Source organism: Anabaena azotica FACHB-119 (genome assembly GCF_014697625.1).
In the GTDB taxonomy this organism is placed as follows: Bacteria; Cyanobacteriota; Cyanobacteriia; order Cyanobacteriales; family Nostocaceae; genus Trichormus; species Trichormus azoticus_A.
Genome location: NZ_JACJSG010000028.1, coordinates 1 through 13,590, shown reverse-complemented (window position 1 = coordinate 13,590; position 13,590 = coordinate 1). Strand labels below are relative to the sequence as shown.

The window sequence follows — 13,590 nt, the reverse complement described above, 5'->3', positions numbered from 1 at the left end:
CTTGCTTGATGAGGTTGGGAACGGGAATTTTACTGTTGCGAGTTTAGGCGATGCCTACGGCGGTCTTCGCCTACGCGCAAATCTGCTAAATTTTCACGCACAGTTAGAGTATTAGGATGATTTACCCCTAACTGTCGCTCTAAAATATCTAAAGCTTGAATGAACAAGGGTTCGGCTTCACTGTATCTGCCTTGGGAATAGTAGAGTCCTGCTAGGTTGCTGAGGCTTATGGCAACATATGGATGTTCTTCGCCCATGAGTTTGCGCCGCATTGCCAATGCTTGGCTGTACAAGGGTTCGGCTTCACTGTATTCGCGTTGGGAATAGTAGAGTAGTGCTAGGTTGTTGAGGCTTTGGGCAATGTGGGGATGTTCTTCGCCCAGGAGTTTACGCCGCATTGCCAATGCTTCTATATAAAGGGGTTTGGCTTCACTGTATCTGCCTTGGGAATAGTAGAGTCCTGCTAGGTTGTTGAGGCTTTGGGCAATGTGGGGATGTTCTTCGCCCTGGAGTTTGCGCTGCATTGCCAAAGCTTGGCTGTACAAGGGTTCGGCTTCACTGTATCTGCCTTGGTCACTGTAGAGTAGTGCTAGGTTGTTGAGGCTGGTGGCAATATCGGGATGTTCTTCGCCCTGGAGTTTGCGCTGCATTGCCAAAGCTTGGATTAACAAGAGTTCGGCTTTACTGTGTCTGCCTTGGTCACGGTAGAGTCCTGCTAGGTTGTTGAGGCTAGAGGCAACATCAGGATGTTCTTCGCCCTGGAGTTTGCGCCACATTGCCAAGGCTTGGCTGTACAAGGGTTCGGCTTCACTGTATCTGCCTTGGTCACGGTAGAGTCCTGCTAGGTTGTTGAGGCTAGAGGCAACATAAGGATGTTCTTTGCCCAGGCGTTTTTTAGTAGCTTCTAGGCACTGGTAATACCAAGGTTCAGCTTTAGTATATAGTCCTTGACCATTATAAAATCGAGCGTTACCAAGGAAAGACCAGATTAAATCATCATCGCTGGTAAATTTAATCAGATCATTTGCAACTTGAGTTAAATGAGGTATCGCTGGGCCAAAATTTTTAATTTGCTGTAGTGTAGGTGAGTTAGGGATTTTCTTGGCAATTGATATCATTACTTGACAAAGCGCTCTTTTAAATTCCTCCGCCTGTTCTAAACCTGTAAGCTTATATTGAAAAAACTCTCGCAGCAGGGGATGAAGTTGATAAACTCCCTCAGCTTTGCGCTGGAGTAGATGTAACTGTAACAACTCACGCCTAGCTTGTTTCCAATTTTGAGCCTCATTATTTATTGTTATACCCTCCACCAACTCCCAAGGAATTGGTGCTTGAGCAAATAAACTGAGAAGACAACCTAAATGTTGGGCATTTTCTCGCAAGCGTCGCCAACTTAACTCAAAAGCAGCAGCCACACCCAATTTCACACGCATTTCTTGAGGAACTTCTTTTAAAGCCTCATGGTTTAAACCCTCCTTTTCCAAATATTGCAGCATTTCTGCTAGGGATAACTCCTTATCACCTAACAAATAACGCCCGACTAATTCCAAACCCAAGGGTAAATACCCCAACCGCTTACAAAGTTCTCTCGCCACTAAAGGTTCACGTCGCAGCCTTTCTCTACCCACTATCGATTTTAATAACTGCATCGCCGCTAGTGGTGTCAGCACATCTAAATCTAATCGCACTATTGGCGACTGTAATTTTTCCCGCGTGGTTATCAACTGCTTAAACCGGGAAGGAACAGACTCTAAATAACATCTAACTTCCTCTCTATAGTTAGTGACGTTATCAATTACCAGTAAAACCTCACCTTCGCGCCAGTTATTTAGATAGTATTTGATTCTCCTAACTAAATTTGAACCTAAATCTTCTGGTGGTGGATTTAACTTCAGTACACTAAGAGCAAAGTCTTCTAATTGCACCCCCACATCCTGCGGTGCAGACAACCAGCAAATTCCGCCTTGATAACTGAGGCGGTGTGAATTGGCGTATTGCAAAGCTAGTTGTGTTTTCCCGACTCCACCCATCCCCGCAATAGCTGCAATTGCTACCTGTTGATTTTCCTGCAACAGTTGATGGAGTTCTTGCAATTCCGCTTCACGTCCGACAAACTCCACTACGCTACTTAAGGGAAGATTGTTATAAGGGGTAGGTGCGAGTTTGGCTTTTTTAGCTTCCGCACGCTGTACACCGGGTAATTCTTCTCGACAACGTTGCCATTCTGCATCAAATTTCTGTAAATTTCCGTCTTTGTTGCGTTTGTCATCCCAAAGCTTCAGCCGAAAGTGCCAATTCTCCGAACCCCGTTTATGTTCGCGCAAGTCTTCCAGAATTTTCAAAAAATCCTTCAGCGCATTTAGTCCGTCTCTGACTTGTTCTTTACTTAAACCGCTAAGTTCCGCCAAAACTCTTAGCTGTGTCCTCACTATTACTTGCTTGGGCGTTTCCCAGTTGCAGTCAATTTTAAAACGTTCACAATTTTCTAACTCATCATTAGCATAAGCCAAAAAACGCTCTAACAGCGTCCTTACTCGCGCTTTGACAACATCACCGTAGCTAGCATCCCCCATCGTTTACTCTTGCCCAAATTTGCGACAAAGTTTCGGGATTCCCCAAACTTAATCTAACATCCCCAAACTCAAACAGCAGCATATTCACGCATCACAGCCAATAGTCAGCGCCTTTTGCTTGCACTTACTACCCCAAATTTACCGTTGCTTCAGCGTTCAAGATAAAGCAATGAAAAATAAGAAGCTGATGGCGGTTATGTTATTTATGATTCCTTTAATTGCTGACTGGTTTATCCCAGGTTCAGGTATTGTGATTGAGTTAGCTATTCTGATTTGGGAATTGGTAGAAGTAACAGAAACAGAGATGAAATAAATCAGTAAACATTGCTAACATTTATCGGTGCGTTACGGCTGATATTGACTCTCTCGCAGTGCCAAATATCTACACAGCCGTAACACACCCTACTGGCGTGGCAAGCCTAAACTTGTGCATTAGCGAAAAATCTATCATCTTGTTCATCTGCGTTCATCTGCGTTCATCTGCGTTCAAATTTATCCAAACCTATTGCCACATTTTAGCCTTGCCAGTCCACTACTGGCATGACCGGACTAATTTTGTGCATTAGCCAACAATCTATCATCTTGTTCATCTGCGTTTATCTGCGTGCATCTGCGTTCGATTTTTCCCCCATCTAATGCCACATTTTAGTCCGGTCACGCTACTAGCGCGACCGGACTAATTTTGTGCATTAGCCAACAATCTATCATCTTGTTCATCTGAGTTCATCTGAGTTCATCTGCGTTCAATTTTTTCCCAATCTAATGCCACATTTTAATCTTGCCAAGCCACTACTTAACTTTCTAAACATCTTCTAATTCTGACTTTTCATTTCATGTGGAAAAGTTAACGTCAGACCTAACCCCCCAGCCCCCTTCCCTACAAGGGAAGGGGGAGCAATTAAAGCCTCTCTCCTTTTAGGGGAGAGGTTTGGAGAGGGGTCTTACTATACTTTGCACCTTGCCAACATCCGCTAATTTTGCAATGGCAAAATGGTAATTAACCCAGAAAACCTTGCAAAATCACTTGTGTTATAAGTGAGTAACTGAGGAATGCCATAAACTAACATTGTGGCGACAATATTAGCATCATGAACTTGTTTACCACCAATGGGAATTTCTTCCATAAGTGTCAATAACCTTTCTGTTACCTGAGAACTATCTTCAGCAATTAAAAACCGGCTTTGGAAATATTGGATATCCTCAAGCACTGTTGCAATGGGTAGTGCATTAGTAAATTGTTGAGGACGAGTGAGAGTAGCTAAATATTCCCTGATTATTTGTCTGCTAATGCACAACTCAACCCCTGCATCATAAAAACTTTGGATAGTCTCCATAGTCACTTGATGAAACGGGGATTCACTCAGACTAGCATACACTAAGGTATTGGTATCTAGAAAAACAGGTCTACCGTCCCCAATCATCATACATATCCTCACGTCTTAAAGATAAATTCTCAGGCCAAGCACCACAACTATGTACTGGAAAGTTGAGAGGCGGACGCTTTTGTTTTGTCTCCGCTTTCTCCCCTAAAGGTTGTTCATCAATTACTATCACCACCTGATGTTCACCCTCTGGAATATCTAAGGGTAATTGGGCGGTAATCTTACCATCTTTTGTGACTGTGGCAATTGTTTCTATGCTTTTCATTTCATTCTCCTAACACTGCTAATACAGATTTTGGTAATAATTTATCTTTAAACCAAATGATTCTCGCTGGTACATTATCTAACTTAACTCCGGCTTTTTCTAAATTCAATCTTTCGGAAATCGCTAGAATCAAATTATCACAACCAGAACGTCGCACTTGAGAAAATTTCTTTTGTAAATATTCTGGTCGCCAATAACCAACAATTTCTAATAAAAAGTCGCGTCCATCAGGATGAACTAAGCGGAAATCAGGTATCATTACACTTCCAGGTATGGGAACTAAATCTACTTCTCTTTCTAATACCCAATCGGTTTTTAAGGCATCCCATTTATCAGCAAAGGATGCTTCTAGCATACTATCGTAGGGTTTTCCTTTGGAGTAGTGGGATACTAAACCGCATTCGGAATTGAGGGTAAATCTGCCTGTTTTCCAAGTATCTGTGTAGACATCACGGGTTTGTAATGTGGCGGCTAGACTCCATTTGGTGACGTGAAGTAAGGCGGGAATAAGTTTGGCGATCGCCAGCCCATATCTTGTACTAGCATGAAATAAACTCGTCGGCCCGTCTACGGTAATTGTAAACCCGTGGTCAGCGTCTCCTTCAATATAAGCCATCAGTTGAAATAGCTTCAAATAGCGGAATAATAGTTTATATTCCCCCGGTACATTACGATGGGCGTTTAATACTAACTTACTTGATTTATAAAAGATTCCCTGCACCTGAGATAAATTATATCTATTTAATATATCTACTGCTGTCGGTACATCAAAGTTTGTTAAAATCTTATTTTCAGTTAAGTCGGCATATAGTCCATCTTGCACTTGCTGAATTAAAACCTCCCGTTCTAATTCCTGGGTTAATTCATCAGCAACTTTACTCAATGTCAATTGGGTTGCTTCCCGGCTAGGTGCAGATTTTGCTGCTAAAGCAAACACCTTTTCTCTTAATAGCTGTGGTTCTATCGGACTCACCACTTCAAAAGTGCAGAAGTTGCTTTTAATAATATAAGCCAAACCCCGCTTAACTCGATAATCTGTTGCGTCTCCTTCTAAATCTAAAAGCTGACTTTCCAAAAAACCTTGTGTCTTACCTTGTGCTGCTTGGAAACAAGCAATTAATTCATTGGTTAAGTCTATAGTTCTCTGGTCAATCTTCAGTCTTTTTGGTATTATTTCTTCGCCGTTGAGACGGTGGCTTAGTAGTTCCGTAGGTAGCATTTCCCTGGTTGTTGGTTTTTGGATTATCGACTTTATAATTTATCTCAATTTGTTCGGCAGCTTTCGCTGTGGTTCCTTTCCCACTGCCATAAATAACTTGTAATTTTCCTTGTCTTTCCTCACCCCTTCTTCTGGCAGAAGTATTTTCTTCACTAGTATCTTCTGCTATCACTTCATATAAAATCGCTTGTTTATCTTGAATATTTCCCTTACGTAAAACTCTCCCCAAACGTTGAATATATTCTCTAGTTGAGCCTGTACCAGATAAAATAATAGCAATGGAAGCGGCGGGTACATCAACGCCTTCATTCAACACATGGGAAGCAACTAAGGTATTATATTCACCTTGGCGAAATTTAGTTAAGATTTCGTGGCGTTCTTTAACTGGTGTTTGATGAGTAATTGCCGGAATAAGCATATCTTGAGATATTTTATAAACGGTGGCATTATCAGCCGTGAAAATTAACACCCGTTCTGGATAATGTTTGGCGAGTAAATTAGCTAAAATTCTTAACTTACTATCCGTACCTAATGCGATTTCTTTGGCTTCACGATGCGCTAACATAGCTCTACGTCCAGGTTGCGATCGCGCACTCATTTGCACAAACATTTGCCAACCTTGGATACTCCCCAAGGATATCTTTGATTGGCGTAAGAAATCGTTGCGGAGTTGAATTAACTCGTTGTATCTTTCCCGTTCATGCTGTGATAATTTCACCTTAATTTGGACAATTTCATGTTCAGCTAACGCCTTTCCCGCCAAATCTTCGGCACGTTTGCGATATACTTCTTGTCCAATGAGAATATTCAAATCAGCGTGTTTCCCATCGGTGCGTTCTGGGGTGGCGGAAAGTCCCAGGCGATAGGGGGCGATCGCATATTCGGCAATCACTTTGTTAAAATCTGTAGGTAGATGATGGCATTCATCAAACACAATCAAAGCATATTGACTACCCAAAGCTTCGGCGTGGATGGCTGCACTATCATAAGTAGCTACCAAAATAGGCGACTTATCCCGCGAACCACCCCCCAATAACCCCACCTCAGCATCGGGAAACGCCGCTACCAAATGAGCATACCATTGGTGCATTAAATCTAATGTCGGCACAACAATGAGGGTAGTGCGTGGTGTCGCCTGCATCGCCATCTGTGCCAAATAAGTCTTTCCCGCCGCCGTCGGTAATACTACTACCCCCTGTCTACCCGCCAGTTTCCAAGCCGCTAACGCCTCACTCTGATGCGCGTAGGGTTCCATTTCCATACTCGCAACCAAGTCTATGGGGTAGAATTGCTTGGCTTCATCGATAAAGTACACATCTTCCGCTTGCAGTGCTTCTACTACAGCACGGTATTTCATGGCGGGGATGCGAAACTTCTCCACCCTATCATCCCATGTAGCAAAGTCCATCCAGGCTTTACCGCGTGGTGGTGGATGCAAAATCAGTGTACCGCGATCGTAAGTTAAGGTGGGTGTGCGAGGCATTGGGAATTGGGGACTGGGGACTGGGGATTGGGGACTGGGAGGTTATTCTATATTGTGGTAATTTATCTTGAGTAGTTAAGGGCTAGTCCCTTGATTACTAATAACCTAAAAAGTGCATCACTATATAGGGGTTAGAGGTTAGAGGCTGGAGGCTAGGGAAGAGATATCTTGTATGGTTGTGTAATTTATTACATGGAATCCTAGCCTAGCAAAGCTTGGATGTGGTGGTCATCGCCCAGCCTACTGGCGTGGCAAGCCTAAACTTGTGCATTAGCCAACAATCTATCATCTTGTTCATCTGCGTTCATCTGCGTTCATCTGCGTTCAATTTTCCCCAAACCTATTGCCACATTTTAGTCCGGTCACGCCACTACTAGCGTGGCAAGGCTAAAATAGTGCAATAAGTTTCCTCTCTAACCTCTGTGTCTCTGTGCCTCTGTGGTTAATTAATGCAACATTTTAAGCTTGCCACGCCACTACTGGCGTGTCTAGACTAAACTTGTGCATTAGATTTAAATAAAAAACCGCCGATGAACGCCGATAAAACTGATTCTCTAATGCAACATTTTAGCCTTGCCAGTCCACTACAAATATTTGATTTTTTGTGTCACTCTGTGCTTTATACAAGGCAAATTTTTGGTTTTTTGGTTACAACAGTAAGATAATTTTTAAATAAAATTATCAATCGGTTTTATCTTTTCATATAGACAGGAGTGGAATATTATAGCGGTTATTTCTTTAGATAGATTCTGAAGGGGTGAATGTTAGTCATGGATTTAGCTAAGGCAAAATAGGTTTGGAGCGATCGCATTTTCTGGAGAATTTTGGAAATAATGCTTTAGCTAGAGGTATCGAAGGAGAAGCCACGTTGAAAGGAATACGCCCTCGGCTTGCACCCTACGCTGTGGCATTGTTCGCAGTTAGTGGTGCTTGGTTACTGACACTATTATTTAGATCACTATTATCACCAACTATTTTTTTACTATTTTTTGCGGCTGTAGCGGTAAGTTCCTGGTATGGTGGCTTTAGGATGGGGCTATTTGCTACTTTTTTATCTATTGTTACCGTAAGTTTCTTTTTCTTTGAACCAGTGTATTCCCTATCTGTTGCTAGTATGGACAACAGCATCCGCTTAGGCTTGTTCATGCTGATAGCAACGTTTATTAACTGGCTAAATGCAGAGTTACGTCTTGCCAAGGAGCGTTTAGAAACGACTACTCAACAACTACAAACCAGTAATAAAAGGTTTCAAAAGTTGGCAGAGTCCAATATTATTGGCATAATTGTAGCGGATATAAACGGAGCGATCGCCGAAGCTAATCAAGCTTTTTTAAATATGGTAGGCTATACGCGGGAGGAGCTAGTTGCCGGGTTAATACAATGGCGACAGATGACACCTCCAGAATATGAAGAAGTTAGTAATAATTCCATTGATGAACTGAAAACATCAGGCGTATGTCAGCATTTTGAGAAGGAATACATCTGCAAAGATGGTAGCCGTGTTCCAGTATTAATTGGTAGTGCTTTCTTAGATGAGCAACAGCAACAAGTAATTGGTTTTGTACTGGATATTAGCAAACAGCAAGCTGCACTACAGGAAACGCAACAAATATTAGAAACACTGCATCAACGAGAAGATGAATTGCGACTAATTACCGATTCTGTGCCTGTTTTAATCTCCTATGTTGATGCCGAACAACGCTATCGTTTTAATAATAAAGGATATGAAGAATTGTTTGGGCTTTCTGTATCAGCAACTTATGGCAAACATATCAAAGAAATTTTAGGAGAATCTGTTTATCAGCGTATTTTGCCTTATATAAAAATCGTCATGTCAGGAGAAAAAATCACTTTTGAAAGTCAAGTGCGTGATAAACATGATATGATTCACGATTTTAAAGTTACCTACATTCCCCGATTCAATCAATCTGGACAAGTCGAAGGCTTTGTGGCTTTAGTGACAGATATTACTGAACAAAAACAAGCAGAAAAAGCCCTGAAAGCCAGCGAAGCTAGATTACGGACAATAACAGAAAAAGTACGTGTAATTCCTTGGGAAGTCGATGCTTGTACAGGGAATTTTACTTATGTGGGGCCGCAAAGTGTGGAGATTTTAGGCTATCCTGTGACAGATTGGTACACCCATGATTTTTGGTATGAACACATCCATCCAGAGGATCGGGACTGGGCGCTGCAATATTGCTATGAGTCCTCCTTGCTAGTGGATAACTACGAATTTGAGTATAGAATGTTGTCGGCGGATGGCAGAGTTGTTTGGCTGTATGACATCGTGAATGTGGTGAGGGATGGAGAAAAGCCCAGCCTGCTGCATGGGTTTATGATTGATATTAGCGATCGCAAACAAGTAGAACAAGAACGCGAACAACTCCTAGCCCGCGAACAAGCAGCCCGCAGCGCCGCAGAAACCGCCAACCGGATCAAAGATGAGTTTCTCGGTACAATCTCCCACGAACTGCGTACTCCCCTCAATGCCATACTCGGTTGGACACAGCTACTCAAAAGTCGCTCATTTGATAGCCATACCACCGCCCTAGCATTAGAAACCATCGAGCGTAATAGTAAATCCCTAGCACAACTGATTGAAGATATTTTAGATGTCTCGCAAATTATTCGCGGGAAACTGAACCTAAATACTCAACCAGTAGAACTGATATCAGTTATAGAAGCAACAATTGATAACCTCAGACTAGCTGCCCAAGCCAAAGATATTCATCTGGTATACCAGTTTGACCCTAGCGTTGGGGTAATTATGGGTGATACTAACAGAATACAACAAATTATCTGGAATTTAGTCGCCAACGCCGTCAAATTTACATCCGCAGGTGGCAAAGTGACCATACAATTACAAAGCCTAGACAATTGTGTGCAAATCCGCGTTATCGACACAGGGTTAGGAATATCCCCCGAATTTCTCCCTTACGTCTTTGAAAACTTCCGTCAAGCCGATGGTTCCAGCACGCGATCGCACGGCGGACTCGGCTTAGGATTAGGATTAGTGCGTCACCTAGTAGAACTGCACGGTGGTACAGTCCAAGCCCAAAGCCCTGGAATTGGCAAAGGCGCAACTTTTATTGTGACTTTACCAAGGAAGTCAGGGGACAGGTGACAGGGGGAGCAACGCGATTTTGTGAGGTTGGACAACTTTCAAGAAACACAGGTGACTCTTGACAGGTTACAGGTTACAGAAACAAGAAAATAGGGAATAGTTGTGTTTCTTTTATATTTTGCGGGAGCGTTAACTGCGCCCGTGGGAGGCTGATAACTGATAACTGATAACTGATAACTGACAACTTTCAAGAAACACAGGTGACTCTTGACAGGTGACAGAAACAAGAAAATAGGGAATAGTTGTGTTTCTTTCATATTTTGCGGGCGCGATGAACGCTCCCGTGGGAGGCTTATATCTTGCACCACTCTGTTATTGCGAAAATCTGAGCTTCAAAACCCTGATGATTTCGTAGGGTGGGGAGTGCAGGGAGCCACTAACTTATTGAGAAGGTGCAAGATGTCAGCATACCCGTTTTCGCCAGCTAGTAGACCAAATAAATAAGATAGTAGGATAGCACCCAAAAGAAAAATTGAGCGCGGGTTAGGACACTGAGTAATCACAAAATCTTTATAGTCAACGGATGTTGAATCTATCGCCTGTCCCCTACCATAAGTTATTCCCACGTAGAGACATTGCGTAACACATCAGGAATTTCTCCTTGTGATAAGGGAAACTCTAATATAGTTTCTCGATAACCCAAATATCCCGACTCTGTAAAGGATAACAGCATTCGCGCCAGTGCTAGCCATACTTCTTTTTCATATTCCCAATCACGATAACGCGAAGCCCTACCTGCAATTGAACGTAGCGCCCAAAAATAAGAATTCCTGACTACAGAACCACTTTTTTTGAACTCTGGTAAGTCCTCGTGATGCAGAAATAGCACTTGATTTTCAATTTTGGCTCTCATAGGAGATATTTTAAGCGATCGCAAAATACATAATGTACACTTAAATAGTAGCTGACTTAGGTTGGGTGGGTGCAAATTGGCTCAAAATTGGCTCAAAATATTAGGGAACTATAATTAAGCTGCCTGAACCTTAGCCACCTTAAATTCCAATCTGGGCCGCTATTTAAAAACAATATAGTAACTACATAGGGAGATATAACAACACCGTTCTCATAGTGAATAGTTGGTTATAGAAGTAAGGTTCTAAGTTAGGTACTTATCTTATATAACTACATAATGATATATTAATGTTAATTACCACTAACTTATAGATAAATGTAGGGAAACGTATTAATAGAAGTGTCTGTAAGCCTAATTAAGGTAGGTGATTTAGTTGATATGGGTTTATTTTGGCAACGGTATTGATATTAAATTAATTATATTAACTACTATGGAACAGTTAAATATTTATGAGGCTAGAGAGTTCACTGAGTTCTTTCTAACTAAAGAAGGCTACCTCACCCCTATTCACTTTAGCTTCCCTACTGATGATAAAGGTGAGATTGTAGGTAAGTATATTAATGCTTATGACTTAGTTATGGCGCTAGGTTATGTGTATTATATGAAAGCTTGGGAGAAGATTAAAACTGAGCAAGGTATTAAAGTTGAGTATAGCTTTACTATAACTGGTGGTGGTGCAGAAGATGAGATTATCTTTCAGGAGGATTTCTTAACTTATAACCAAGTAGTCATTATGCTGAGTAGAATTAATAAGATAGGAATTAAGGAAAGACGTAGGCTCCTCAAATTTATTAAAGATAGTATTTGACATTAATTAGTATAAAACCCCTTTAGAGAACAATCTAAATGGTTCTTTTTTATTGCCTTTATAGGTTAGATTATCTCCCCTCCATGAGCCTATTAATTAGCTCCTGCTGCCTCTTCAATTGCTCCTTTAGAATCTCAATCTCTGAGTTAACTGATTGACTCTCTGACTTCTCTTTTTTGTAACCAGGGGTTATCTTCAAATCTAGCTGCCTGTAATGTTCTCTTGATATTTCCTCACTATGCTCACACCAAGCATTAACTATATGAGGAGCAATACCAACCTCATTAATCTGGTGGTTAATAAAGGTATGTCTAGTATTGTATGGGGGTAAGTATTTAGAAACCTTACCTTCCTTTATTAATGTTGGAATTATACCCAAGCTCCCATCCTGACCATGCCAACTATGAAAGAAGCTAGTAGGTCTTATCACCTTACCCTGCCTATTTTTGAAGACTACCTCATTAGGCTCACCTTCAGGGATTAATTTAATAAGTTGCCATAATTCCCCATCTTTAGGCATAGGGAACATTCTAATAGTCTCATTTTTAGTAGACTTGAATATCTTCAAGTGTTCATTATATGTTCTTCTAATTAATAAACACTCATCAGCCCACTTAATGTCTGACCACCATAATGCTGAGGCTTCTCCTGGTCTGCACCCAGTTAAGAACTTAAACTTTGTGTAGTAGTAATAGTGACTTATTCTACTATTATTTTGAATAAAGTTAATTATCTCCTCTACCTCTTCCCAGGTAAATGCCTTATTCCTATCTAAGATATCTACATCTTCATTGACATATTCATCTGGCTTAATAACTTTAGTTTTCCTCCTTACATTAACCTCATCAGCCAATCCTTTAAATATATTTTTAATAACAATGCCTTGGGAAACTGCAAGGTCATACGCCCTGCTCAGATGTTGCAGCACATTCTTAGCAGTTTCTAGGTTTACATTAGTTATTAACCAGTGCCTGAAGCTTATAGGGGTGAACTTACCATCCTCCCCTATAGAGGTTATACCCTTCTCTATCACATTTCTAAAATGCCTCCTCATCTTTAATATATAGGTAGTCTCAGCTAATGAATGTCTCCTATATTCACAATACCTATCCCATATCTCTAACAAACTTAAGTCAATTTTAGTTTCATTAGAGTTATTAACTGGCTCCACTAACCTCAACTTAGCCCTTAGTCCATACTCTTCTAGAATCTCCCTATATCTGACTAGATTAAAGTTACCTTCAATGTCTTTTAATTTACCTTCCTCTAGCTCAATCTGTAACCGCCTCTGTAGTTGCCCTGCCTTAACCTCCCAACCTTCAGTAACAGATATACCTGTTGATAATTTTACTTGCTTCTCCTCCGCAAAGTGAGTTCTAGGAAAGCAGGCTCTTATAATACCTGAGTCTAGCCTAACAGCTACTTGCCCCTTCTTAGCTTTACTTTTGACAGTCTTAAGTGATTTATCCATTGGCTCAAACTTGGCTCAATTGAGGTGAAATACCCAATAATCAGGTATCTAAACCCTTATTTTAGCGTTTGTTGAATTTCTAAGTACAGAACCACTTTTTTTAAACTCTGGTAAGTCCTCGTGATGCAGAAATAGCACTTGATTTTCAATTATGGCTCTCATAGGAGATATTTTAACAGCAAATGTCGGCGGTATTCAAAACCGTTATACCCCCCTACACCCAGTCTTCACAGAAAATTTTGGTGCTTAAGTTATGTATTGTTGTCCTTCAATGAATATATACATTTGGCTAAAGTTTGAACCTCACAGGACTTGAAGTCGCGTGATTCCTGCTTCAACGATCTCTGCCGGAATTACTTCAGGACTTACAAGTTCTCCACAGGCGTTTTTGATAACCTCCGGCGTACCG

At 41.2% G+C, this 13,590-nt stretch carries 11 protein-coding genes; 4 read left to right on the top strand and 7 right to left on the bottom strand.

Features of this window, described 5'->3' with window-relative positions; translation table 11 throughout:
* Positions 1-29 precede the first annotated feature (29 nt).
* Positions 30-2,573, bottom strand: coding sequence for a tetratricopeptide repeat protein (locus tag H6G83_RS19830; RefSeq protein ID WP_190475466.1), 2,544 nt, complete (start codon positions 2,571-2,573; stop codon positions 30-32).
* Positions 2,574-2,742: 169 nt separating this feature from the next.
* Between H6G83_RS19830 and H6G83_RS19825 the strand changes: the two genes are divergently transcribed.
* A complete protein-coding gene (locus H6G83_RS19825; protein ID WP_190475464.1) occupies positions 2,743-2,886 on the top strand; it encodes a hypothetical protein in 144 nt (47 codons plus the stop codon).
* A 58-nt stretch (positions 2,887-2,944) separates the two neighbouring features.
* Positions 2,945-3,139 (top strand): hypothetical protein, encoded by a 195-nt coding sequence (locus tag H6G83_RS19820; RefSeq protein WP_190475462.1) that lies wholly within the window; start codon positions 2,945-2,947, stop codon positions 3,137-3,139.
* Positions 3,140-3,544: 405 nt separating this feature from the next.
* Here the strand turns inward: H6G83_RS19820 and H6G83_RS19815 are convergent, their stop codons facing one another.
* Genes H6G83_RS19815 through H6G83_RS19800 form a run of 4 tightly spaced genes read right to left on the bottom strand, consistent with a single transcriptional unit; the run spans position 3,545 to position 6,922 of the window.
* Positions 3,545-3,997, bottom strand: a complete 453-nt coding sequence (locus H6G83_RS19815) for a type II toxin-antitoxin system VapC family toxin (protein ID WP_242044697.1) — start codon at positions 3,995-3,997, stop codon at positions 3,545-3,547.
* Positions 3,978-4,220 (bottom strand): hypothetical protein, encoded by a 243-nt coding sequence (locus H6G83_RS19810; protein WP_190475459.1) that lies wholly within the window; start codon positions 4,218-4,220, stop codon positions 3,978-3,980. The genes H6G83_RS19815 and H6G83_RS19810 overlap by 20 nt, the downstream gene beginning before the upstream one ends.
* Position 4,221: 1 nt before the next feature.
* Complete coding sequence (locus H6G83_RS19805) at positions 4,222-5,439, bottom strand: DUF790 family protein (protein WP_190475457.1); 1,218 nt, start codon at positions 5,437-5,439, stop codon at positions 4,222-4,224.
* The gene (locus tag H6G83_RS19800) at positions 5,369-6,922 is read right to left on the bottom strand and encodes a DEAD/DEAH box helicase family protein (protein WP_190475455.1); all 1,554 of its coding nucleotides are present in this window, start codon (positions 6,920-6,922) and stop codon (positions 5,369-5,371) included. Before H6G83_RS19800 ends, H6G83_RS19805 begins: the two co-directional genes overlap by 71 nt.
* A gap of 796 nt (positions 6,923-7,718) precedes the next feature.
* Here H6G83_RS19800 and H6G83_RS19795 point away from each other — a divergent pair.
* The gene (locus H6G83_RS19795) at positions 7,719-10,049 is read left to right on the top strand and encodes a PAS domain-containing sensor histidine kinase (RefSeq protein ID WP_242044696.1); all 2,331 of its coding nucleotides are present in this window, start codon (positions 7,719-7,721) and stop codon (positions 10,047-10,049) included.
* Positions 10,050-10,605: 556 nt separating this feature from the next.
* On the opposite strand, the gene H6G83_RS19790 is transcribed toward H6G83_RS19795, so the two are convergent.
* Positions 10,606-10,902, bottom strand: coding sequence for a hypothetical protein (locus H6G83_RS19790; protein WP_190475452.1), 297 nt, complete (start codon positions 10,900-10,902; stop codon positions 10,606-10,608).
* 430 nt (positions 10,903-11,332) lie between these two features.
* Here H6G83_RS19790 and H6G83_RS19785 point away from each other — a divergent pair, with 430 nt between their 5' ends.
* Positions 11,333-11,710 (top strand): hypothetical protein, encoded by a 378-nt coding sequence (locus H6G83_RS19785; RefSeq protein ID WP_190475451.1) that lies wholly within the window; start codon positions 11,333-11,335, stop codon positions 11,708-11,710.
* A 70-nt stretch (positions 11,711-11,780) separates the two neighbouring features.
* Here H6G83_RS19785 and H6G83_RS19780 read toward each other — a convergent pair whose 3' ends face one another.
* Entirely contained in the window at positions 11,781-13,181 is a 1,401-nt protein-coding gene (locus H6G83_RS19780; RefSeq protein ID WP_190475449.1) for a tyrosine-type recombinase/integrase, read from the bottom strand.
* Positions 13,182-13,590 lie beyond the last annotated feature (409 nt).

Coding starts and splice junctions, on each gene's coding strand:
- H6G83_RS19805 (WP_190475457.1), bottom strand. CDS start 5,439: ATGCTACCTACGGAACTACTAAGCCACCGTCTCAACGGCGAAGAAATA.
- H6G83_RS19810 (WP_190475459.1), bottom strand. CDS start 4,220: ATGAAAAGCATAGAAACAATTGCCACAGTCACAAAAGATGGTAAGATT.
- H6G83_RS19815 (WP_242044697.1), bottom strand. CDS start 3,997: ATGATGATTGGGGACGGTAGACCTGTTTTTCTAGATACCAATACCTTA.
- H6G83_RS19790 (WP_190475452.1), bottom strand. CDS start 10,902: ATGAGAGCCAAAATTGAAAATCAAGTGCTATTTCTGCATCACGAGGAC.
- H6G83_RS19825 (WP_190475464.1), top strand. CDS start 2,743: ATGAAAAATAAGAAGCTGATGGCGGTTATGTTATTTATGATTCCTTTA.
- H6G83_RS19780 (WP_190475449.1), bottom strand. CDS start 13,181: ATGGATAAATCACTTAAGACTGTCAAAAGTAAAGCTAAGAAGGGGCAA.
- H6G83_RS19830 (WP_190475466.1), bottom strand. CDS start 2,573: ATGGGGGATGCTAGCTACGGTGATGTTGTCAAAGCGCGAGTAAGGACG.
- H6G83_RS19800 (WP_190475455.1), bottom strand. CDS start 6,922: ATGCCTCGCACACCCACCTTAACTTACGATCGCGGTACACTGATTTTG.
- H6G83_RS19785 (WP_190475451.1), top strand. CDS start 11,333: ATGGAACAGTTAAATATTTATGAGGCTAGAGAGTTCACTGAGTTCTTT.